This is a genomic window from Legionella feeleii, assembly GCF_001467625.1.
In the GTDB taxonomy this organism is placed as follows: Bacteria; Pseudomonadota; Gammaproteobacteria; order Legionellales; family Legionellaceae; genus Tatlockia; species Tatlockia feeleii.
This window is the reverse complement of record NZ_LNYB01000085.1, coordinates 643,099-665,833: the sequence shown is the minus strand read 5'-3', so window position 1 is coordinate 665,833 and position 22,735 is coordinate 643,099. Positions and strand designations below refer to the sequence as shown.

Genomic DNA, 22,735 nt, shown 5'->3' with positions numbered 1-22,735 from the left:
CACTCCAGGTAGCAGGTGTAGGTTGTGCGCTTCGTTGTGTTTTAAGCCTGATAGTGGAGCCGAAACGCCAAGATAGTAGTAATATCAACAATTTCTAACCACAGGAGTTAACTTTTCTTGCTATAGTTAAAAATAAAATGGAGCGCGCTTATGTGCCGTTTTGTTGCCTACCGTGGACATGATGTTGTGCTGGAAGATGTACTGGTTAAACCAGTTAATTCTATTATAATGCAAAGCTTACATGCTCGGGAATCCACAATCCCTACAAATGGTGACGGTTTTGGGCTGGGTTGGTATGTCCCCTCTATCAGTACAGAACCTGCGTTGTTTACATCCATTTCACCAGCGTGGAATGATAGGAATTTGCTTTATTTGACTGCAAAAATTAAATCCCCCTGTTTTTTTGCTCATGTGCGTGCTGCCAGTGCCGGCGGTGTGACTAACTATAATTGCCATCCCTTTATTCATGGACGATGGATGCTAATGCATAATGGAGGGATTAACGATTTTATTGTCGTTAAACGCCATTTACGGCATTTATTGGAGGATGATATTTACCATTGGATTCAAGGAGAAACGGATTCGGAACATTTATTTGGCCTTTTTCTACAATTGGCCAAGGGGAGAGATCTTAGTAAATTGTCAGTTGTAGCAGATACATTAGAAGACACTCTGTATGAAGTGAATCAATTGGTTCAGCAGTTTGGTACGAAAGGCCCTTCCTATTTTAATATCTGCCTTACTGATGGTGAGAGGATAGTGGCTAGTCGTTATTGTACTGATAAAGATGATTCTCCTGAGTCACTGCACTATTTTAATGGCGCTTGTTTTGCTGGCAGGGCTCACTTCCATAAGCTAAAGGAAAATCATAAACATGAGTGTATCTTGGTAACTTCGGAGAAATTAACCAATATCAGTGACCAATGGGGTGATGTGCCGGCTAATCATTTGTTACTGATTGATAAAGACAGACGCATAGAACTACGCCCAATGTGAATCAGTGGTATGCAAGACTCAAAAGACGGCAGCTCGGATCTATGAGTTAATTTTTATCTCGGAAAATAATACGACCCTTGCTTAGATCATAGGGTGTTAACTCTACTTTGACCTTATCACCAGTTAATATGCGAATATAGTTTTTGCGCATACGGCCAGAAATATGAGCAGTGACAACGTGACCGTTTTCAAGTTCAACACGAAACATAGTATTTGGTAAGGTATCAACTACAGTACCAAACATCTCAATATGATCTTCTTTTGCCATGGGTCCTCAAAAATGAAACTCAATAAGGCGCAAATAGTGCACTAAAATAAGAAAAATGGCAATCCAGTCTTTCCTCTAAGTCAATATTTTTCTTTAGGCAACCTCTTTTGTCCATAGCCCTTGCCGAGTAGGGTATTCTAATGTTTCCTGTAAATGGTGCAAAAATTCACGGCGACTGATAATTACTGCACCTAAACTTTGCAGATGTTCGGTAGGTAATTGGCAATCTATAAAATCAAAGTTCCAGGCCGCCAAAGTATGGCAAAGATAGTACAAGGCTAATTTTGAAGTATCCCGAAGTCGATGGAACATGGATTCACCAAAAAAAGCTCGTCCTAGACTGATACCGTATAAGCCACCAACTAGCTGCTCATCTAACCATATTTCAAAAGAATGTGCATAACCCATTTGGTGTAAGAGGGTATAGGCGTCTCTCATGCTGTCAGTAATCCAGGTATTATTTACTCTTCCCTCACTGTTAGCACAAGCGAAAATGACTTCACTAAAGGCTGTATCAACAGTGAAGCGATAAGGTTTTTTAAGGGCCTGTTTTAAACTGTGGGACACTTTAAATGCTTGGGGTTTTAAAATCAAACGAGGATTGGGTGACCACCAAAGAATAGGACACCCTGGTTCAAACCATGGAAAAATACCTTGCTTATAAGCCGCTAACAAGCGCTCTGGTGACAAATCCCCGCCAATTGCCAGCAAGCCCTGGGCATCACTACTCTCAGGATCAGGGAAATTTATGTCTTGATTTGTCCGGGATGTTGAAGAGGGAATGGTCGGCCTCCTGCTTTTGGTATTAATGTGAGTTTAATATAAAAAACAGGATCCTGTTTTATATCGCTAAACGAACGTCATTCCATAAATACGCAGCAGCTATATGGGGGGGCAGGCCTAATCAATGGTCCAGCCCGATACTAAGATTTACTCTATTAGCAACAGTGATTCTACCTTGATTTTCCCCAAGGGCATCCTCAGTATTCAAGATCTAAATGTCACTTGAATAAATAAAAAATCAAGGTGTGTGCGATTGAAATTATGAATTTGTAATAGAACCTAAACTATCCAAATATTTTTCAGCATCTAAAGCAGCCATGCAACCAAAACCTGCTGAAGTAATGGCCTGGCGATAAACATGATCAGCGACATCACCACAGGCAAAAACCCCATTGATACTGGTAGCAGTAGCCATGCCTTCCAAACCGGAGCGGATAGTAAGATAGCCATCTTTCATGGCAAGTTGTTCTTTAAACAAACCAGTATTGGGATCATGGCCAATCGCAATAAAAACGCCATCAACAGTCAGATCATGGCAGCTATCATCGAGAACATTGCGTACACGGGCTCCCGTGACTTTCATATCATCACCAAGCACTTCTTCCAAGGTATGATGCCATAAGAGTTTTATATTACCTGTACGTGTTTTTTCAACGAGTTGATCCTGGAGAATTTTCTCGGCACGTAAACTATCACGGCGATGAATAAGGGTAACAGAAGCAGCAATGTTTGACAGGTATAAGGCCTCTTCAACGGCGGTGTTGCCTCCGCCTATAACGCAAACAGCTTTGTTACGATAAAAAAAGCCATCACAGGTTGCGCAGGCTGAAACCCCACGTCCCTGGTAGGCTTTTTCTGAGGGAAGACCCAGGTAACGGGCAGATGCCCCGGTTGCTATAATCAGCGCGTCGCAGGTATATGTTTCACTATCCCCTTGCAAGACAAAAGGACGTTGCTGTAGATCTGCCTTTACAATATGATCGAAGATAATTTTAGTGTCAAAGCGCTCAGCATGCTGTTGCATGCGATCCATTAGCGCCGGACCCTGTAAGCCTTCTACATCGCCAGGCCAGTTATCGACATCAGTTGTTGTGGTTAATTGGCCACCTGGCTGCATACCAGTAATGAGTACCGGCTTAAGATTAGCACGGGCGGCGTAGACCGCTGCAGTATACCCGGCGGGGCCTGAGCCAAGAATTATCAGGCGATGGTGATTGCTTTCGCTTATCATCTCTGCCTTCCTTATGAATTATGTTAAGATGGCAAATAGTATGACAAAATAAGGCACATTAAAATACCTATGCGAAAACAACAAACGGGTAATCAGGCCAGCACCCCGAAGCAGGCTATGCCAAATTTCTTGCTGAAACGTGTTAGTGAAGGCAGCTTTATTTTGGTATTAACCTGTGCTTTCTTCATTTTACTCGCGCTTAGTACTTATCAAACCACTGATCCAGGTTGGTCACATGCCAATAAAGGAAATACCGGGATAGGCAATGCAGGTGGTCAGGTTGGTGCTTATATTGCTGACGGACTTTATTTTATTTTTGGTTATCTCGCATACCTTTTACCGTTCTGTTTTGCCTATGTTGCCTGGCTAATTTTAAAAGATCTGCGTTCCTTGCGGATTGTGAATCGGCCAGCCATGTTTTTACGTGGCAGTGGATTGGTTTTTCTGATGATTGGCAGTTGTGGGTTGCTAAGTTTATCATCTATTGCGCCAATTGATGCAGTGCATAGTGCAGGTGGCATACTTGGCAGTTTTGTTTCCGGTGGTTTTGATTATGCGTTGAACGCCCAGGGGGCTGCTTTATTGCTGTTTGCTATTTTACTAGTGGGTATTACCCTGTTAACGGGACTCTCCTGGATTGGAGCTACAGAATTACTTGGCTTTTATTCCGCTACCGTACTAAATCGCAGTTTTCGTGGCCTGGTTAGAGGCTCTCGTTTCATACGAGCAGTGGTTAGGCGTTTCAGAGAACGAGAAAAATCAACTGTTGTTAAGAGCAGTAAACCAACACGTCCATTAATAGGTGGAAAAAAAGAGAAGCCTGTCGTAGCGAATATACCTTCCCTGGAGCCTCTTGACCCAGTCATCAAAACACCCTCTCCCGTGATTACACCCAGTATACCTGCTCCCTCTATTTTGAAATCTGTAAAAGAGCCAGTTCGCGCTGTTGCCAAGCCACCTGCACAAGCGCCGACGGGTAGTTTACCAGCACTTAGCCTGCTTGATAAAGGACGACCCGGTAAGGTGATGGGAGGGTACACCCACCAGGAGTTGGAAACAGTATCGCGAGAAGTCGAACAGCATTTATTGGATTTCGGTATTCAGGCAGATGTAGTTGCTGTCCATCCCGGGCCAGTAATCACTCGCTTTGAATTACAACTGGCAGCCGGGATTAAAGTGAGTAAACTGTCAGCACTGGCTAAGGATTTAGCTCGCTCTTTATCGGTTACCAGTGTGAGAGTGGTTGAGGTTATTCCGGGTAAGACAGTCGTTGGTCTAGAGTTACCGAATCAACAACGGGATATGGTCTCTTTGTCCGAAGTGTTATCAGCGGATGTTTACCAGCAATCCCATTCACCATTAACCCTGGCTTTGGGTGTTGATATTGCAGGCCATCCAATGGTAGTTGATTTGGCAAAAATGCCTCATTTACTTGTAGCTGGGACAACTGGTTCTGGTAAATCAGTAGGGATCAATGCAATGATTTTGAGCCTCTTGTTTAAATCAACTCCTGAACAAGTACGACTAATTATGGTTGATCCCAAAATGCTCGAATTATCAGTTTATGATGGGATCCCACACTTATTAACGCCCGTAGTGACTGATATGAAAGAAGCTGCCAGTGCTTTACGCTGGTGTGTCGGTGAGATGGAGCGGCGCTATCGTTTAATGGCTTCTTTAGGGGTTCGAAATCTGGCAGGTTTTAATGCCAAGATTGCGGAAGCTGAGGCAAAAGGGGAGCCCTTGGCTGATCCTTTGTGGAAACCGGTTGATTCTGTAGATGAAACTGCACCTCTCTTGCAAGCGTTGCCTTATGTAGTAGTCATCATTGATGAACTAGCCGATATGATGATGGTGGTAGGTAAAAAGGTAGAGCAACTAATCGCTCGTATTGCCCAAAAAGCCCGTGCAGCGGGTATCCATTTGATTCTGGCAACACAACGGCCTTCTGTGGATGTGTTAACGGGGCTAATTAAATCAAATATCCCTACTCGAATGTCTTTTCAGGTCTCTTCAAAAATAGATTCTCGCACCATTCTTGATCAGCAAGGGGCTGAACAGTTACTTGGCCATGGGGACATGCTTTATTTAGCGCCTGGAAGCGGAGCCCCATTACGTGTACACGGAGCATTTGTTGATGATAAAGAAGTGCATCGCGTCGCTGATGATTGGCGTGCACGTGGTGAGCCTGAATACATTGATGATATTATCCAAACAGTTGGTGAAGGTTCTGAGGGTGGTTTCGGCGAAGAAGGACAAGAGACAGAAGAGACAGATCCTCTTTATGATCAGGCTGTTGAGTTCGTGATTCAAACACGCAAAGCGAGTATTTCTTCTGTACAACGTCGCTTGAAAATAGGTTATAACCGAGCTGCACGACTAGTCGAAGAAATGGAGCGGACCGGAATTGTAGGACCCTTGGATGGGGGGTTCAGAGATGTATTAGTGTCTACAGCCAATGAGGATTAACTATGAAAAAATTAGTTTTATTGTTATCGCTTGTATTTGCCGGTAATGCCTGTTGCGAGTCGGTGGGGGATATTTTACAGACAAAACTCAATGCTATTCGCAGTATGACTGCCAGTTTCAGTCAAGTCATCAAAACCAAAGAAAAAGAAATCTCACGTTCTTCCGGAACTATGGCTCTTGAGCGTCCCGGACGTTTTCGCTGGCAAACTAAAAGTCCTATGGAGCAATTGGTCGTTGCTGATGGAAAAAAGCTTTGGGTTTATGATGTTGACCTGGAGCAAGTAACCGTTAAAAAACAGGAAAAAAGCTTGGGTGGTACGGCAGCTCTGTTTTTAAGTGGTTATGATGATACGGTTACCCGTGATTTTGATGTCACTGCAACGACGGCTGGTGATAAGCAAGCTTATGATTTGCGATCTAAATCCCATAAAGCCAATTTTCAGCGAATGAAGCTGATTTTTAATCGTAATGTATTAATTGCTATTGAAATGTTTGATCAACTTGGCCAACACACCGTTGTCAATTTGAAGAACGTAAAAACCAACCCTAAAGTTGCTGCCAGGTTGTTTCAATTTAAGCCGCCTAAAGGAACAGATGTAGTACAACAATGAATTTATTTAATACCCAACCGAATGCTCCTCTCGCAGAGTTATTAAGACCCAAACATTGGGATGAGGTAATCGGGCAAGAGCATTTGTTAGGAACAGGGAAACCATTACGGCTTGCTTTTGAATCCGGTAAGCCGCATTCCATGATTTTGTGGGGACCACCTGGTGTAGGAAAAACAACCTTGGCACGACTAAGTGCAGCGGCGTTTGATTGTGAGTGGATAGCACTTTCTGCTGTTTTTTCTGGTGTTAAAGATATACGTGCTGCGGTTGAGGAAGCCAACCAGCATTTAATGCAACAACGACAAACGTTACTTTTTATTGATGAAATTCACCGTTTTAATAAATCGCAACAAGATGCTTTACTACCTTTTACTGAGTCAGGTCTCATCACTTTTATTGGCGCAACAACAGAAAACCCTTCTTTTGAAGTCAACTCTGCCTTATTGTCCCGCGCCCAGGTTTATGTGTTAAAGCCCTTAACAGAGACGGAGCTTAAACGTTTATTAGTTCGTGCTCAGGAGAGAGTACTTAGCCATCTGCAATTTGAAGCTGACGCTGAGGCTCATCTTGTTGCTTCCGCTGATGGAGACGCCCGTCGGCTTTTAAATCTTTTAGAGCAAGTCAATACAGCTGCGCAGGTTCAAGGGACAGTCAAAATTACTGCTGAATTAATTAAAAATGCACTGAGTTCGACAAGACGTCGTTTTGATAAGAGTGGAGAAAACTTTTACGATCAGATTTCCGCCTTACATAAATCAGTTCGTGGCTCCAATCCTGATGCAGCGCTTTATTGGTTATGCCGTATGCTTGATGGCGGAGTAGATCCCTATTATCTTTCGCGACGCATTGTGAGAATGGCTTGGGAGGATATTGGATTAGCTGATCCACGAGCTATGCAGCTTGCTAATGATTCTGCGGTAACGTACGAGCGTTTGGGTTCCCCTGAAGGAGAGCTGGCCCTTGCTCAGGCGGTTATCTATATGGCAGTTGCAGCTAAAAGTAATGCTGGCTATGTTGCTTATAATAAAGCGATGGCTTTCGTGAAGCAGGACAAATCGCGGGAAGTACCACTTCATCTGCGCAACGCACCGACCAAATTGATGAAAGATTTGGGTTATGGCCATGAGTACCGTTATGCTCATGATGAACCGGATGCTTATGCTGCAGGGGAAAACTATTTACCGGAAGGAATGAGGGAACCTCACTGGTATCAACCAGTTCCACGAGGCCTTGAAAGTAAAATTGCGGAAAAAATGGCATTCTTGCGGAAACTGGATGAAAAAGCAGGGAAGAAGTAAATTCTGAGATTATTTAGGGGCTGTTTACATTCGCCTTAATTAGTAATGACTTGATTTTGAGACATGCAGGTTAGGCCTTGGCCCGACAAGCTGTTGGGAGAGGCGGCCAACCTGCATTTGCCTATGGCTTGATAATCGAGTAGCGGGCAGCAAATAGCCCCTAAACAAGTTTGTGGGTGGCAGCATTTATCTTACGATAAAGGAAAGCCAAAACGGGTGGTAGAAGGGAGAGGGCAATAATGCCATAAATAACGACGGCAAAATTGTCCTTGATAATCGGAATAGAACCAAAAAAATATCCTAAGCTGAGCAAACTGCCTACCCAAAGCAGAGCACTAACCAGATTGTAGATGGAAAATAATGAGACGGTCATATAGCCGACTCCAGCCACAAAAGGAGCAAAGGTGCGAATGATAGGAATAAAGCGAGCGAGGATAATTGTTTTCCCTCCATGCCTTTCATAAAACTGATGGGCTTCAATTAAGTATTTTTTATTCAATAATCGAGAATGATTTGCAGAAAATACCCGTGGGCCAATAGCTTTTCCTACCAAATAATTTATTTGGTTCCCGACAATCGATGCGATTACTAATAGACTGAATAAAGGCAGAATACTCAAAGGCGTACTTTGCTGTGCTGCAAGACTGCCTGCAGCAAAAAGCAAAGAATCACCTGGTAGAAAAGGGGTTATCACTAACCCTGTTTCACAAAATATAATGACGAACAATGCCAGATAGGTCCAAATACCATACGCTGATACAAAAGCAATAAGATAAGTATCTATATGTAAGATGTAATTTAGTAATTGATGTATAGTTTGCATTGAGTCCCCAATTTTTGTAACTTCAAGAGTGAGATCTAAGCCGGGTTCAGAGGCAGTTTACAGTATATGGTATAATCTTGTCTTTATTATAAAGTTGAAGCAAGTTTAATTTGACGCCAAACCTTTTATAAATGTCAAAATAGCGACTTTAATTCGTTTTTTATAGATTAATTATCTGATTTTATTTATATTTTAGTTTTGGCTTAAACTTTGCTATGGGTTTTCCAATTAATCAAGGTACTAATGTATGCATTGCACTGAGGTTTCTCTAAACGAAACACAAGCAGCAGTCAGCTTACCTGCTCAAGACATTTTAGCTTGTCTGCCTTCTGGTCTTGTTGTGCTGAATGCGCAAGGTTACATTGTCTGGCTCAATAAAGCTGCTGAGGACCTGTTAGGAACGGGACTACAGGGAATTGCCTGGCTTAGGGTAATTAAGCAAGTTTTTGCTCCTCGCGCCGATGATGGTCATGAAGTTTCTTTAGTGAATGGTCATAGATTACACGTAGCCATTTCTTCGCTCGAAAGTTTACCAGGACAATTAATTACCTTAACCGATGTGACAGCTAGCCGTGATTATGAACAATCCAGGGCAAATCAGCATCGTTTAATGGCTATGGGTAGAATGACTGCCCAGCTTGCTCACCAGATTAGGACCCCTTTGTCATCAGCAATACTCTACACAGAGCATTTAGCCGCGCAGCCACAGAGTGATAGCCGTTGTTTACAGTGGATTACACGGTTACAAGGTTGCCATGCCAGTATAGAACAGCAAATTCAAGAGTTGTTGTTATTTGCCAAAGGTGAAATGATTGAGCTTGTTTCGGTATCACTACAAGATTGTTGTAATCAGTTAGCTGAACGAGCTCAGCCTTTTATTCAGGCTGAGTCTGCAAGTTTCACGATTGATAATCAATCACAGAAAGATGAATTGCTTTTGCATAGAGAATCATTTATCGGGGCTGTGTTAAATCTCGTTATCAATGCCTTGCAAGCCAAGGCAAATTGTATCAGTCTCACCATTGAGGATCAGGCCAATGGTGGCGTGCAATTTAAAATGATCGACAATGGTCTCGGGATGCCTGATGATGTAAGAGGTCAGGCCTTTACTCCTTTTTTCACCACGAAAGCACAGGGAACAGGATTGGGGCTTGCTGTTGTTTACGCAGTTGTAAGAGCGCACGGTGGAGAGGTTATGTTAGATTCTTTACCAGGGCAAGGGAGTTGTATAACGATTAATCTACCAGGATAATGGTATTTTACCCGAGGATAACTCATGAGTGACGTGTTAATTGTTGAAGATGATCCCGTTTTACGTGAAGCACTGGCAGAAACAATGAATCTGGCAGGACACTCTTATCTGGCAGCGAAAGATGGTAAAGAAGCATTGGCCATGCTGGAGCGCCATAGCCCCGCAATTATTTTAAGTGATGTGCGTATGGATAAGATAGATGGGCAACAACTTCTTGCTGAAATTCAACGTCGAAATCCAGGCGTTCCTGTTATTTTGATGACAGCGCATGGCTCAGTTGAAGATGCCGTTGCTGCAATGCGTCATGGTGCGGTTGATTATCTGCAAAAACCTTTTAGTGCGCACGCGCTTACTGAAAAAATTAATCGCTACATCAAACCTGTTATCTTAGACGATGATAGTCAGCCAGTGGCTCAAGATCCGAAGAGCCAGGCCTTGTTGTCAATGGCGTTGCGAGTTGCGCAATCAGATGTTGGGGTGATGATCAGCGGTGAAAGTGGTACAGGAAAGGAAGTGTTAGCGCACTTCATCCATGATCATTCTCCACGTAAGCAACATCCTTTTATTGCTATTAATTGCGCAGCAATACCTGAGCAAATGTTAGAAGCGACTTTATTTGGCTATGAAAAGGGAGCGTTTACCGGTGCTTACAAGTCGACTCCTGGGAAATTTGAACAGGCGCAAGGTGGTACTTTATTACTGGATGAAGTCAGTGAAATGAATTTGGGTCTGCAGGCAAAATTATTGCGGGTGCTGCAAGAAAAAGAGGTCGAGCGGATAGGGGCTAATAAACTGATTAATCTTGATGTACGCGTATTAGCTACCAGTAATAGAAAATTGCTTGATGAAGTTAAGGCAGGCCGTTTTCGAGAGGACTTGTATTATCGCTTAAATGTTTTTCCTCTCCACTGGTTGCCATTAAGAGAAAGAATTTGTGACATTATTCCGTTGGCAAATTACCTGATTCGTCGTCATTGTCAGAATAACCAACCGCTAATTCCAAGTTTGAGTGATGAAGCCAAGCAAGCTCTACTTGAATACAGCTGGCCTGGTAATGCTCGTGAACTGGATAATGTGGTACAGCGCGCATTAGTACTTCAAACCCAAGGCATCATTGAAGTGCCCCATTTGCAATTACCAATGCAAGGAGGGGGTGATGAACTAAGGGTTGTTAAGAAGGTTGATAGTAAAAATCTTCAGAATCACGAGTTTGAGTTAATCGAACAAACACTGAAAGAATATGATGGTAACCGTCAAAAAGTTGCAGCGGTTTTAGGGGTGAGTGAGCGTACATTGCGTTATAAATTAGCAAAAATGCGCGAAGAGGGATATGTCGTATAGGAACTCAGTTAAGCAGGGATAGAGGAGAACGATAATGAGCGATATAAATGCCGTCTCTTTGCTAAATCAAATGCGTGTATTGGCAGCTAAAGCTGAAGGTAGTAGTGTAGAGAATGCAACCCAGACTTCGTTTGGTGATGTTTTTAAACATGCCTTGGGCGAAGTCAATCAATTGCACCAAAATGCAGACAATTTAAGAACCAAATTTGAGTTGGGTGATAAAAGTGTCGGTATTGGTGAGGTCATGGTCGCCGCACAGAAATCAAGCTTGGGTTTTGAAGCGACTTTAAGGGTAAGAAACAAATTAGTACAAGCTTATGAAGATATTATGAATATGCCTATATAGCGGGCATATAATGATGGAACTGTTAGAAAAAGAACAGCCACCTATTGGAGATACAGGAGTTAATCATGGCATTGGCTGACAGTGCTTCAACTGCCGCAGCAAGATTTGCAAGTCTCTCTGTCCCAAGGCAATTGGGCTTGATGTTAGGGCTTGCTGCAAGTGTAGCAATTGGTGTTGGAGTGGTTTTATGGTCCCGTGAACCTACCTATCTACCTCTTTATAGTGAAATAGGACCACGAGACGCGGCTGATATTGTGGAACTTTTACAACGAAATAATATCCCATTCAAAATTGATAAAAGCCATGGCACCATACTGGTACAAGCTGATGAGGCGCAGGAAGCGCGCTTGAAAGTAGCTGCGGAAGGCCTGCCACGTGGTAAGGGAGCAGGTTATGAAGCATTTTCCACCAATTCCAATGTTTTTAACAGCAGCCAATTTATGGAAAATGCTCGCTATAAACAAGCGTTAGAGACAGAGTTAGCGCGTACTATTAGTCAGTTTCATGATATCAAATCTGCTCGAGTACATTTGGCTATTCCTCGCGAATCTGCTTTTGTCAGGGATAATCGGGAACCCAGTGCTTCGGTGTTTATTGATGTTTATTCGGGACTTGAATTAAAAAAACAAACCATTGCATCGATTATTAATTTAGTCGCCTCCAGTATTCCAAGTCTTTCTGCCAATCGAGTCACTGTTGTTGATCAAAATGGCCAATTACTAAGTGAGGGCGGAGGGCAAACATTATTTACCAATACCGAACGCTTTATGGATTATCGTCAAACTCTTGAACAACAATACGTACAAAGAATTCAGGATATCTTAACGCCTTTACTTGGCTATGGGCGAGTTAGGGCGAAGGTTTCAGCGGATCTGGATTTTACTTCTTTTGAGCAAACCCAGGAAATGTACAATCCTGAATTGCAATCACTGCGCAGTGAACAAAGTATGGAAGAAAAACGTAATGTAGGGGGTAATGCCAGTGGTGTTCCAGGTTCCTTATCAAATACAGCGCCAGCCAATGCGAACTTGCAGCAAAATAAAAACAATAACCCCAATGCCAAGAATAGCACGCAGGTAAGTAACGCTGATGTTGATGTACAAGCGAGTGACTATCGCAAACAAAGTACAAAGAATTTTGAATTGGATAAGACAATTAGTCATACTAAAAATCAACCAGGAACAATTAAACGTTTAACGGTTGCTGTTTTGGTAGATGATAAGCCGACCTTGAATCCCAAGACTAAAAAAATGGAAGTTAAACCGTTAACACAAGCTGAAATTGAGCAAATTAAAGTCCTTGTTGCCAACGCAATTGGTTTAAATGCCAAACGGGGTGATAGCTTGAATGTACTCAATAGTCATTTCGTCAAACCTGATCCGGTCCCGCCGTTACCAGAAGAAAAATTTTGGCAAAAAGATTCTTTTTGGTCAATAATGAAACAAGTTGGTGCTGCATTATTTGTACTGACGATGGTGTTTGGTCTTCTCAGGCCATTGTTCAAGAACTTATCTGGCGTACGTCGGGAAGAAAACCCAGAGGAGAAGGCTGCGGAACTTACTCACGAGGGTCAAGCGATGTTGCCTCATGCTAATGATTATGAATCACAATTGTCATTACTTCGTCAGGTGGTAGATAAAGAGCCAAAACGGGTAGCACAAGTCGTTAAAACTTGGGTTGAGCGGGGATAGTACTATGGATGGCATTGAACGGGCTGCAATTTTGTTGTTGGGGATGGGAGAGAAAAATGCGGCTGAAGTACTGAAACACTTAGAGCCGCGTCAAGTGCAAAAAGTTGGTATGGCTATCTCAACAATGAGCAGTGTCAGTAAAGCAAAAATGCAAGGTGTGTTGGGTGAGTTTTTAACTGCGATTGAAGATCAAACCAGTTTGACAGTAGATGCTGAAAATTATTTACGTACGGTACTGATCAATGCCTTGGGTGAGGAAAATGCAATTCCGTTTATTGACAGGATCTTAGTATCTGATAAAGATAGTGGGCTTAATCGACTTAAATGGTTGGATGCTCGTCTTATTGCTGACGTGATCCGTAATGAACATCCACAAATTATCGCCACCATTCTTATCCATCTGGACAGTGAACAATCCGCTGAAGTGGTGAGTTATTTTTCATCGGAAAAACGAGCTGAAGTTTTATTACGGATGTGTACGATTGATACGGTTAAACCTGAAGCTATTTCTGAGCTTGGGCATGTTATTGAAAAGCAATTAAGTGGTCAGAAAGTTGGAAAAATAGCGTCAGTCGGAGGCATTAAAAGTGTTGCTGATGTGATTAACTTTCTTGAGGGTTCGGTAGAGACTGAAGTACTTGAGAAAATTCATGAATGGGATGAAGATCTTTGCGACAAGATTAAAGACAAAATGTTTGTTTTTGAAAATTTAGTGGATATGGATAATCGCAGTGTACAGACTTTATTGCGTGACGTATCTACTGAGCAGTTGATGTTGGCACTGAAGGGTACAACAGAACCAGTCAAAGAAAAGATTTTTACTAATATGTCAAAACGGGCTTCAGATTTGTTACGCGACGATTTGGAGATGCAAGGACCAGTAAAGGTTAGTGATGTAGAAAAAGCCCAACGGGATATCCTGGCCATTGCCAGGAGCCTGGCAGATGAAGGTAAAATTGCTCTGGGTACCAAAGGTGGCGACGAGATGATCTAGAGCTTGTTAATTAATTCTACCAAAAATGAACTGATGGTCATTTCCTGCGCTTCGCAGCTCGCGTATCTCTATGTATACCGTGTCGCAATGCCCGTCAATTAAACGTCATTGTTTTATTTGTAGCGAATTAATTAACAAGCTCACAGAGCCAACGGGTTTGTTATCAAAATAATTATGGAACTGTATCGATCTATAGATGCTAAGAGGACTAGTGTGGATAACGATTTCCAGCCCTTGTATGAAGAAAAGGATAAGGATGCTTTTGATGTCTGGCAGATGAAAATGCCAGAACCAGAGCCAGTCATCGAAATTGATGAAAAGGAAGAGTTTGCGAAGGAATGCGCACGTTTACGAGAAGAAGTTAAAAAAGCAGCTTACGAAGAAGGTATGCAACAGGCGGCTGCGGAATTACAACAAAAAAGACAAGAATTAGCCTCTTGGCTGACTCTAATCCAAAACCCGGTCGAATTACTGGATGATGCTTTGAGTCAAGAAATAGTCCAAACCATTGCCTGGATTTGTGAAGCCTGTATTGGTATTGAGTTATCAATTCATCCAAAAAAATTATTAACTTTACTCGAAGAAATAAAACGTGAATTTTCTACCTTGCAAGGCGATAGAGAGCTGGTTATGAATCCCTTGGATGTTGAGTGGTTATTGAATGAATTGGGTGAACAGCAGGTGGCAGGATTGACGGCGCTACTGGTTGCTGATCCCTCTTTATCGAGAGGTGATTTCTATTTAAAAAATGAATACGGCGAACTTGATGGACGCTTGAAAACCCGTTTGCAAAAATTATTCAAAAACTATTTGCTTGAAGATGGGGCCGAGTCAACTAACAATAAAGACTCACAATGAAAATTTATGAATCGCAATTAACCAACGCTTTAAAAATACTGCGCACAAAACCAGATAGGGGTTTGATTCATTGTGGGCGCGTGAGTCGAGCAATCGGTTTAACCCTGGAGGCACAAGGCTTTCATCTACCAGTAGGTGCACGTTGCTGGGTGAAAATTAGCGATAAAGAACGTGTCGAGGCCGAAGTGGTCGGTTTTGATAATGAAAATGCTTATTTGATGTCCATAGGACATACACAGGGTATTGGACCTGGCATGTTAATTGTTCCAAGTGGCAAAGTGGCACAAGTAGGCGTAAGCAACGATTTGTTAGGCAGGGTACTTAATGGGGCAGGTATTGCGATTGATGAGGGCGGCCCTCTGGATACTCCCCAGACTTATCCTTTGATGAGCCAGCCTTTTAATCCTTTAAAACGAGCTGCTATAGACACACCTTTAGATGTCGGTGTGCGGGCAATTAATGGTCTACTCACAGTGGGGCGCGGCCAACGTATTGGTTTATTTGCTGGAAGTGGTGTGGGTAAATCGGTGTTACTTAGTATTATGACTCGCTTTACAGCAGCCGATTTAGTGGTTGTTGGTTTAGTTGGTGAACGAGGAAGAGAGGTCAAAGAATTTATCGAGTGTAATTTGGGCGAAGAAGGGTTAAAACGGGCCGTTGTTGTAGCAGCGCCAGCTGATGAGAGTCCTTTAATGCGTCTACATGGAGCCATGGTAGCAACCAGCATTGCAGAGTATTTTCGTGATCAGGGCAAGCATGTATTGTTACTCATCGATTCTTTAACACGTTTTGCCCAGGCACAACGAGAAATAGCTTTATCCATCGGGGAACCTCCGGCAACAAAAGGTTATCCTCCTTCGGTTTTTGCAAAATTACCTCAGTTAGTTGAGAGGGCGGGTAATGGCAAACCAGGAAGTGGCTCGATAACTGCTTTTTATACGGTTCTCACCGAAGGTGATGATCAACAGGATCCGATTGCGGATGCGGCCCGTGCTATTCTTGATGGGCATATTGTCCTGGATCGTGAGTTGGCAGAGTCAGGGCAATTTCCAGCCATTGATTTAGAGGCCTCCATTAGTCGTGTTATGCCGGCCATTGTTCCGGAAGTTCAAATGAAACAAATGCTATTATTGAAGAAATACCTTTCGATTTATGAAAAAAATAAGGATTTGATTTTGTTAGGTGCTTATGCAAAAGGTAGTGATCAGCAATTGGACAAAGCCATTGCTTATCGAGAAAAAATTAGAGACTACATTGCTCAAGGAATGGATGAAAAGGTTGATTTTTCAACTAGTATAGCTCTTTTGCAAGAATTGGCTGAGTTACTGGAAAACGCATGAAACAGCGGATAACCCGATTATTGCGGATTCTTGAATTAAAAGAACAGGCAACCCGCACTGCGATGGAAGATTTAATTCGTGCTCGCGAGCAATTTATAACAGGCAAAATGAAACACGAACAATTGCTCGGTTATCGCCACGACTATATGCAGCAACTGAGTAATTTAGGCGATGCGGGGTGTACAGTCGGTCGGGTACGTAATCGTATTGATTTCATTGCCCAGCTTGATATGGCTTTGTCTCAACTCAATCAACAATTAGCGCAATTTGCAAAGCAACGTTCAAAATGCGAAACAATTTATTTACAGGTAAAATCCGAGCAAGATGCTGTAAAAAAACTGATTGAGCGGGTTGAGCAACAACAAAACCTTAAAAGAGAACGTGCTGAGCAGAAAGAAAGTGATGAGTACGCGCAAAAGCAGTGGTATAGTAAAAACTCTACCACTAACTCAACAAAACGCGGTGATTAAATTTTTAAAGCGATGCTGGATGCCTCTGGCCATCTTGATTATTACTGCCGCGGTTATTTCTAGCCTTTTCCGCGCGCTTACCCCTTGGGCTAAGCAATACAAGAAGGAAGTAGAGCATCATTTATCAACCCTGCTTGGGGAGCCCGTTAGTATTCATACTATGGAGACGGGATGGTATTGGTTTGAACCAGTAATCAAATTAAAGCAGGTTAGTATTTCAGACGGCAAACAGAAACTCATCAAGCTTGATAAGTTATTAGTTGGTATAAATATTTTTAGTTCCCTTTGGCACTGGCAAATTCAACCAGGTGTATTGTTTCTTGATGAGCTGCACTTAACCATACGTCAAAAAAATGGGCAATGGCAGGTCGATGGTTTAACCGGTCCTAATAAGTCAACAATGACTTGGGATACAGATACTTATAAGCCTATTCTTGCCTGGATCCTGAGTCAGCAAAAAATTATCATAAAAAATCTCTCTGCACAGGTTTATCTGCAGAATGGCACATTAATTCCTGTCCGTGAATTTAATCTTACCATTGCTAATCGTTCTGGACGTTATCGTATCAAAGGTAAAGCACATCTTGCGCAAACGACGCGGACTGATTTTCAATTGCTTGCTGAAATGTACCTCGATCCCGGCGCCTTGAATAAGACTGTTGGCCATGCTTTTTTCTCCGTTGATGATCTTTTGCTTGCACAATGGCAAAGCTTTTTCCCTCAATCGCGTATTCATCTGTTAGGTGGAAAGGGGGATATAGAGGTATGGGCCGATGTTGGCGCAGGGCAATTAGAAAATGTTCAGGCAAGGTTGGATTTGGATCATCTAGCCTGGGATGATACTCAAACGCAAAAAAATCAATTGGTGCAATCGTTAAAAGCAAATTTAGCCTGGAACCCTACCAAAGAAGGCTGGCAATTGGCTGGAGACCACATAAAATTACGTTTGGGGGATACGCTGTGGCCTGAAAATTCTTTGTTGGTTCGTTATGAGAGATCCAACCATGATTATTTTGTTTTTATAAAAAATATTCTGTTGCAATCGTTGTGTTCTACATCGATCCCCTGGCCAAATAATCTAAGTACAGTTTTGGCTATGAAACCCCATGGACAGTTTCATGATACACAAGTGCATGTTAAAGACGGTGGTATTGCTTATATCTTGACACGTTTCTCAAAATTGGGGTGGCTGGCCCAGGAAACCCGTCTTGGCGTAGATAATCTTTCAGGAGTTATTCATTGGCAGCCCACAGAAGGGCGTTTAGAGCTCGATGGTGAGAAAACAGTCATTGATGATAAAAGTCAGCCGCCGATCACCTTTGAAACGCTTAATGCGGCTTTTGATTGGAAAGAATTAAGCCATGGTATGCGCTTGAGTATGGAGCGCCTTGTCTTAAAGCATCCCAATCTATTACTCAGTGCTCAGGGAGTAGTGGACGAAATATCAACCAACTCAGCAGGTAGTTTACGTTTGACAGCTGAATTTTCAGCCAATGATGCGCATAAATGGCTACCTTATTTGCCTGTCAAACATTTGAAACCGAAACTGGCTATTTGGTTGAAACGTGATGTTAAACGTATTGCAACGGCCAGTGGTGAGCTGAGCGTTAATGGTTTGGTTGCTGATTTTCCTTTTGATAAACAACCCGGTGAATTTGCGATAAAAAGCTATTTAACCGGTGTCGATTTAATTTTCGCTCCTAACTGGCCGTTAACTAAAGACATTGAAGGTTATCTACGGGTAAACAAAAGAGCTTTAGAAGCAGATATTGTTCATGCAGATCTCAGGGGCATTGTTATAGATAAAGGAAATTTGAGTGTCAATGATATTGGATTGGACAAAGAAACCTTACTTATCCATAGCAAAATTACAACAGATTCAGGTAAAGCACAGTCCTATATTTTATCGTCTCCTTTAAATAAAAAATTATCTGTTTTAAACATGCTTAAAATGAAAGGCCCACTGGAGCTCGATCTCCAGCTGGAGGCGCCACTTTATCCTGAAAACGATGATGTTTTGGCGCTAGGCGATCTGGCCTTTATAAATAACACTGTCGATGTACATCATACTTTGGATGATGTGCAATTGAATAAGTTAAATGGTACTTTGCAATTTGATCAGCAAGGAATTTTAGACAGCGACTTAAAAGCGATTATTATGGGTTATCCCGTCGCAATTCTTATTAAATCAATTCGCCATCCTGAGCCTTATACGGAAGTTAGGATTAAAGGCAAAACAACAATGGATGTGGTACGTAGTAAATTTAATTTACCTGTTTTTTCTTTAATGCATGGCTCTTTATGGTTAGAAAGTTTATTAACCTTAACCGATGATCCCAGTGATTTGGACCATTTGCGTATTCACACTTCTCTGCAGGGGCTAAGTATTGATTTACCCTCACCCTTAGGGAAGTTGGCTGGTGTAAAAACGCCCTTAACAATCGATATTGATTTTAATCCAAAAGCAATCCGGTTACGTTTTAATTATGATAATCGGCTACGTAGTGATTTATGGTTTTCTGGTTCTAAAGAAGAATACCTCTTACAAAAAGGAGAAATTCTGGTAGGTGATAGTAACCAACCTCCGATGGAGCAAAAACAAAAAGGATTACGTATAGTGGGGGCCCTGACTACTTTTGATTTACAAGAATGGCTTGCTACTTGGGAAAAATTGTCGGATTTAACAACTAAAAAAGGCTTGATAGATGTCCTTAATTATGTTGAATTCAAATTGCGCGAAGCTAAGATATGGCGCGAAAACTATAAGGATTTATCAGTCAAAGCAATAAAATCAACAAATAATTCCTGGTCTATCCACCTCGAACAGGAAAGATTGGCTGCGAACTTGAAATATCAGCCATCAACCAATAGCTTAACGGGAGTTTTTGATAAATTAAGTCTCACCAAACAGGCTGACGCAAATAAATTAGGAGAAGCGACTCCCTGGACTCTTAAACCTGCCGAGATGCCAAATCTTGATCTGAGTATTCATTCTTTTCAATTTGATGGTTTAAATCTAGGCGACGTCACCTTAAAAACAACCAGAGCAAATAATTTATGGCAACTTGAATCCTTTAAAATGGAATCGCCATACTATCAACTAAGCGCAAAAGGGCAGTGGCAGCGCGAAGGCAAAATAAATACAACGAGACTTCGTGCTGATTTACACATTAATGATTTGGCAAAAAGTTTGGTCAGTTGGGAAATTAGCCCAGTGGTAGAAGCGCATCGAGGAGATGTAAGATTTCAAGGGAGCTGGCCTGGTGCTTTTCATGATTTTTCCTTAGTCAATGTCGTTGGGCAAATGGGGATCGGTTTTAAAAATGGTCGCATTACCAATTTAAGCCCGGAAACGGAGGAAAAACTTGGCTTAGGAAAGCTGTTAAGTATTCTTAGTTTACAAACTATACCCAGACGCTTGAAATTGGATTTCAGTGATCTTTCACAAGCAGGTTACAGTTTTGATGAATTTAGTGGAAGTTTTACTCTGGCAAAAGGTGTCCTGACTACACAAGATAGTTATATCGATGGTCCTGTCGCTTATGCCAGTATGAAAGGAAACCTTGATGTAGTAAGACAACTGTATGATCTTAATTTAAAAGTCTCTCCTCACATAACAGCAAGTTTACCCATTGTTGCAACAATTGCAGGTGGCCCAATAGCAGGAATAGCCACCTGGGTAGCCTCTAAAATTATTAATCAGGGAATGCAGAGAATCAGTGGCTATACTTACAAGATTTCCGGTCCCTGGCGACAACCGGTCGTACAACAAGTGAGTATTATCAAGAAACGCCAGACTTGATGATTTTCTTTCACTTTAAGATAGTAGGGTCCGTTGACATTTCGCTAGCTTGAGTTGAAATAGTAATGAGCAGCGAAAGGCGGAGATGAATGCATTTCGGCCAGGATAATAAAATGTCAACAGAGCCTGGAAAGGTATTTAAATTTATTGATAGGACACAGGTATGTGGGACATGCTTTTTAAGCGTTATTGGAGAGTTTGCATTTTTAAGGAAACACCGGCAAACACACCTTATTCTCATTTTTTACTGGGGCTGGTTTCTTTTTTATTCCTTGCTTTGATTATTCTGCAATGGTACATCACCGATGTACAAAAGGAATTTAAGTTAATCACGTCAATTTTTGCTGGCCTGAGTTTGCTTTGTTCCTATTTTATTTATACTTTTGTATTATTAAAAGTTTATCGGAAAACCAATCGGTTTGCCCAAACGTTAACTGCGCTTTTGGTAAGCCATTTAATTGTTCATATATTTGCTATGCCTTTATTGTTGGTGGCACCAATTTTTAATTCAACTATCAATCCAACATTCGTTTTATTTTTTGGAATTTTGTATTTGATTCTTACTTTGGTATTAACTGTTTGGCAATTTTTAATCACAGCTCATATCTATAAACATGCTCTGGAAGTGGATAATCTCGCTTCAATTTTAGCAAGTGTTGGTTTATTGGCTTGTAATATTTTAACTGTTTCATTTTGGTGATAGGACTATTTATGCATTTACATATCTTGGGTGTTAGCGGAACTTTTATGAGTGCTCTTGCTTTATTAGCGAGGGATGCTGGTTTTAAAGTGACAGGATGTGATGCGAATTGTTATCCACCAGTCAGTGATTTGTTGCAGGCAAAAGGTATTGAATGGACCGAAGGTTATGAGGACAGTACACAAGCATTGAAGGCCGATTGTGTGATTGTCGGTAATGCTATCAAAAGAGGCATGCCTGTTCTGGAAGCAGTACTTAATGCCGGTAAGAATTGTACGTCAGGTCCGCAGTGGTTAGCTGAAAATATTTTGCCTCGTTATCGCGTAATGGCTGTTTCTGGTACACATGGCAAAACAACGACAACATCCATGCTTGCTTTTATCTTGCATCAGGCAGGCTTACAACCTGGTTTCCTAATCGGTGGGGTAGCACCTAATTTTAATACCAGTGCTAATTTGGGAGAAGGGGAGTGGTTTGTTATTGAAGCGGATGAGTACGATAGTGCATTTTTTGATAAACGACCTAAACTCATGCATTATCGGCCTGAAGTGGCGATTTTGAATAATTTGGAATTTGATCATGCTGATATCTACGAAAACCTCGCTGCTATTCAGCAGCAATTTCATTATTATTTAAAGACTATTCCTGCCAAAGGGGTGGTTATTAAGCCTCGTGATGATGCTGCCTTAAACGAAGTTCTTGCACGGGGCGTTTTTTCCACTGTTAATGAGTTGGCTTTTAGTGGGAATGCGACTTGGCGGGCTGAGTTGCTTGATGATAGCGGTCAGACTTTCCGGGTATGGCATCAGGGGAAGGTCGTGACGGAAGTAAACTGGCCGTTGATTGGTCAGTTTAATGTTGAAAACGGCTTGGCAGCAATTGCAGCAAGTTCTTTTGCCGGTGTCGATGCAGAAACAGCAGCGAAAGCCTTGGCAGAATTTAGTCCGGTTAAGCGGCGTTTGGAAGTAAAATCCAATCGTCATGGGATCACGGTTTATGATGATTTTGCACACCACCCTACCGCAATAAACAAGACCATTAAGGCACTTAAACAGAGTGGAAGGCATCAGCGTATTTTCGCTGTTCTTGAATTTGCCTCTTATACCATGCGAACAGGCGTGCACGTTGGTGCTATGTCAGAGGCTTTAGCACCTGTAGATGGTGCCTTTGTGTTGAACCCCGAGCAATTTAGTCTGGCGAATGTGGTGAAAGATTGGATTTGTCCCCATCAGGTGTTACCTAGTACCCATGCAATTGTTAATGCTGTGGTTGATGCGGTACAGCCTGGTGATGCTGTATTGATTATGTCTAACCGTGGCTTTGGTAATATTCATCAAGATCTGGTTTCACAGATTGATTTGCGCTTTAACAAATAGCAAATAAAGCATTCGTTGATTGCAAATTCTTTGGCAGATTGTTATAAAAATAGAAGCTCCCAGCGCAAGGAATTGGGAGCAGCTCC

19 protein-coding genes are annotated in these 22,735 nt (G+C 42.0%); 15 read left to right on the top strand and 4 right to left on the bottom strand.

What is annotated here, in order from left to right; translation table 11 throughout:
- The first annotated feature begins 150 nt into the window (after nucleotides 1–150).
- Nucleotides 151–996 (top strand): class II glutamine amidotransferase, encoded by an 846-nt coding sequence (locus Lfee_RS15265; RefSeq protein WP_058447835.1) that lies wholly within the window; start codon nucleotides 151–153, stop codon nucleotides 994–996.
- Nucleotides 997–1,042: 46 nt separating this feature from the next.
- Here the strand turns inward: Lfee_RS15265 and infA are convergent, their stop codons facing one another.
- The 3 genes from infA to trxB all read right to left on the bottom strand — a co-directional run bounded on the left by infA (nucleotide 1,043) and on the right by trxB (nucleotide 3,278).
- Nucleotides 1,043–1,264, bottom strand: coding sequence for a translation initiation factor IF-1 (gene infA, locus Lfee_RS15260; RefSeq protein WP_058447834.1), 222 nt, complete (start codon nucleotides 1,262–1,264; stop codon nucleotides 1,043–1,045).
- A 93-nt stretch (nucleotides 1,265–1,357) separates the two neighbouring features.
- Nucleotides 1,358–2,047: a leucyl/phenylalanyl-tRNA--protein transferase gene (gene aat, locus Lfee_RS15255; RefSeq protein WP_058447833.1), complete on the bottom strand. Its 690-nt coding sequence runs from the start codon at nucleotides 2,045–2,047 to the stop codon at nucleotides 1,358–1,360.
- A 259-nt stretch (nucleotides 2,048–2,306) separates the two neighbouring features.
- Nucleotides 2,307–3,278: a thioredoxin-disulfide reductase gene (gene trxB / locus Lfee_RS15250; protein WP_370446988.1), complete on the bottom strand. Its 972-nt coding sequence runs from the start codon at nucleotides 3,276–3,278 to the stop codon at nucleotides 2,307–2,309.
- Between the two features lie 69 nt (nucleotides 3,279–3,347).
- Between trxB and Lfee_RS15245 the strand changes: the two genes are divergently transcribed.
- From Lfee_RS15245 to Lfee_RS15235, 3 genes are read left to right on the top strand one after another with little or no spacing between them, the layout of a single operon-like run.
- Nucleotides 3,348–5,747: a DNA translocase FtsK gene (locus Lfee_RS15245; RefSeq protein ID WP_058447832.1), complete on the top strand. Its 2,400-nt coding sequence runs from the start codon at nucleotides 3,348–3,350 to the stop codon at nucleotides 5,745–5,747.
- A gap of 2 nt (nucleotides 5,748–5,749) precedes the next feature.
- Entirely contained in the window at nucleotides 5,750–6,358 is a 609-nt protein-coding gene (gene lolA / locus Lfee_RS15240) for an outer membrane lipoprotein periplasmic chaperone LolA (protein ID WP_058447831.1), read from the top strand.
- Nucleotides 6,355–7,656 carry a replication-associated recombination protein A gene (locus tag Lfee_RS15235; RefSeq protein ID WP_058447830.1) on the top strand — a complete coding sequence of 434 codons (1,302 nt, stop codon included), beginning with the start codon at nucleotides 6,355–6,357 and terminating at the stop codon, nucleotides 7,654–7,656. The genes lolA and Lfee_RS15235 overlap by 4 nt, the downstream gene beginning before the upstream one ends.
- A 160-nt stretch (nucleotides 7,657–7,816) precedes the next feature.
- Here the strand turns inward: Lfee_RS15235 and Lfee_RS15230 are convergent, their stop codons facing one another.
- Nucleotides 7,817–8,479, bottom strand: a complete 663-nt coding sequence (locus tag Lfee_RS15230) for a DedA family protein (RefSeq protein ID WP_058447829.1) — start codon at nucleotides 8,477–8,479, stop codon at nucleotides 7,817–7,819.
- Nucleotides 8,480–8,726: 247 nt separating this feature from the next.
- On the opposite strand from Lfee_RS15230, the gene Lfee_RS15225 reads away from it, so the two are divergent.
- The 11 genes from Lfee_RS15225 (at nucleotide 8,727) to mpl (ending at nucleotide 22,649) form a co-directional block, all read left to right on the top strand.
- Nucleotides 8,727–9,731, top strand: coding sequence for a sensor histidine kinase (locus Lfee_RS15225; RefSeq protein WP_058447828.1), 1,005 nt, complete (start codon nucleotides 8,727–8,729; stop codon nucleotides 9,729–9,731).
- Between the two features lie 24 nt (nucleotides 9,732–9,755).
- Nucleotides 9,756–11,072 carry a sigma-54-dependent transcriptional regulator gene (locus Lfee_RS15220; protein ID WP_058447827.1) on the top strand — a complete coding sequence of 439 codons (1,317 nt, stop codon included), beginning with the start codon at nucleotides 9,756–9,758 and terminating at the stop codon, nucleotides 11,070–11,072.
- A 34-nt stretch (nucleotides 11,073–11,106) separates the two neighbouring features.
- Nucleotides 11,107–11,418: a flagellar hook-basal body complex protein FliE gene (fliE, locus tag Lfee_RS15215; RefSeq protein ID WP_058447826.1), complete on the top strand. Its 312-nt coding sequence runs from the start codon at nucleotides 11,107–11,109 to the stop codon at nucleotides 11,416–11,418.
- Between the two features lie 65 nt (nucleotides 11,419–11,483).
- A complete protein-coding gene (gene fliF / locus Lfee_RS15210; RefSeq protein WP_058447825.1) occupies nucleotides 11,484–13,109 on the top strand; it encodes a flagellar basal-body MS-ring/collar protein FliF in 1,626 nt (541 codons plus the stop codon).
- Between the two features lie 4 nt (nucleotides 13,110–13,113).
- Complete coding sequence (gene fliG / locus Lfee_RS15205; protein ID WP_058447824.1) at nucleotides 13,114–14,103, top strand: flagellar motor switch protein FliG; 990 nt, start codon at nucleotides 13,114–13,116, stop codon at nucleotides 14,101–14,103.
- A 213-nt stretch (nucleotides 14,104–14,316) separates the two neighbouring features.
- On the top strand, nucleotides 14,317–14,961 hold the full coding sequence (locus tag Lfee_RS15200) for a FliH/SctL family protein (RefSeq protein WP_058447823.1): 645 nt from the start codon (nucleotides 14,317–14,319) through the stop codon (nucleotides 14,959–14,961).
- Nucleotides 14,958–16,301 (top strand): flagellar protein export ATPase FliI, encoded by a 1,344-nt coding sequence (fliI, locus tag Lfee_RS15195; protein WP_058447822.1) that lies wholly within the window; start codon nucleotides 14,958–14,960, stop codon nucleotides 16,299–16,301. Before Lfee_RS15200 ends, fliI begins: the two co-directional genes overlap by 4 nt.
- Nucleotides 16,298–16,771: a flagellar export protein FliJ gene (gene fliJ, locus Lfee_RS15190; protein ID WP_058447821.1), complete on the top strand. Its 474-nt coding sequence runs from the start codon at nucleotides 16,298–16,300 to the stop codon at nucleotides 16,769–16,771. Before fliI ends, fliJ begins: the two co-directional genes overlap by 4 nt.
- Nucleotides 16,704–20,573, top strand: coding sequence for a YhdP family protein (locus tag Lfee_RS15185; RefSeq protein WP_064088332.1), 3,870 nt, complete (start codon nucleotides 16,704–16,706; stop codon nucleotides 20,571–20,573). The genes fliJ and Lfee_RS15185 overlap by 68 nt, the downstream gene beginning before the upstream one ends.
- Nucleotides 20,574–20,736: 163 nt before the next feature.
- Nucleotides 20,737–21,273 (top strand): hypothetical protein, encoded by a 537-nt coding sequence (locus Lfee_RS15180; protein ID WP_058447819.1) that lies wholly within the window; start codon nucleotides 20,737–20,739, stop codon nucleotides 21,271–21,273.
- Between the two features lie 11 nt (nucleotides 21,274–21,284).
- The gene (gene mpl / locus Lfee_RS15175) at nucleotides 21,285–22,649 is read left to right on the top strand and encodes a UDP-N-acetylmuramate:L-alanyl-gamma-D-glutamyl-meso-diaminopimelate ligase (protein WP_058447818.1); all 1,365 of its coding nucleotides are present in this window, start codon (nucleotides 21,285–21,287) and stop codon (nucleotides 22,647–22,649) included.
- The last annotated feature ends 86 nt before the right edge of the window (nucleotides 22,650–22,735 follow it).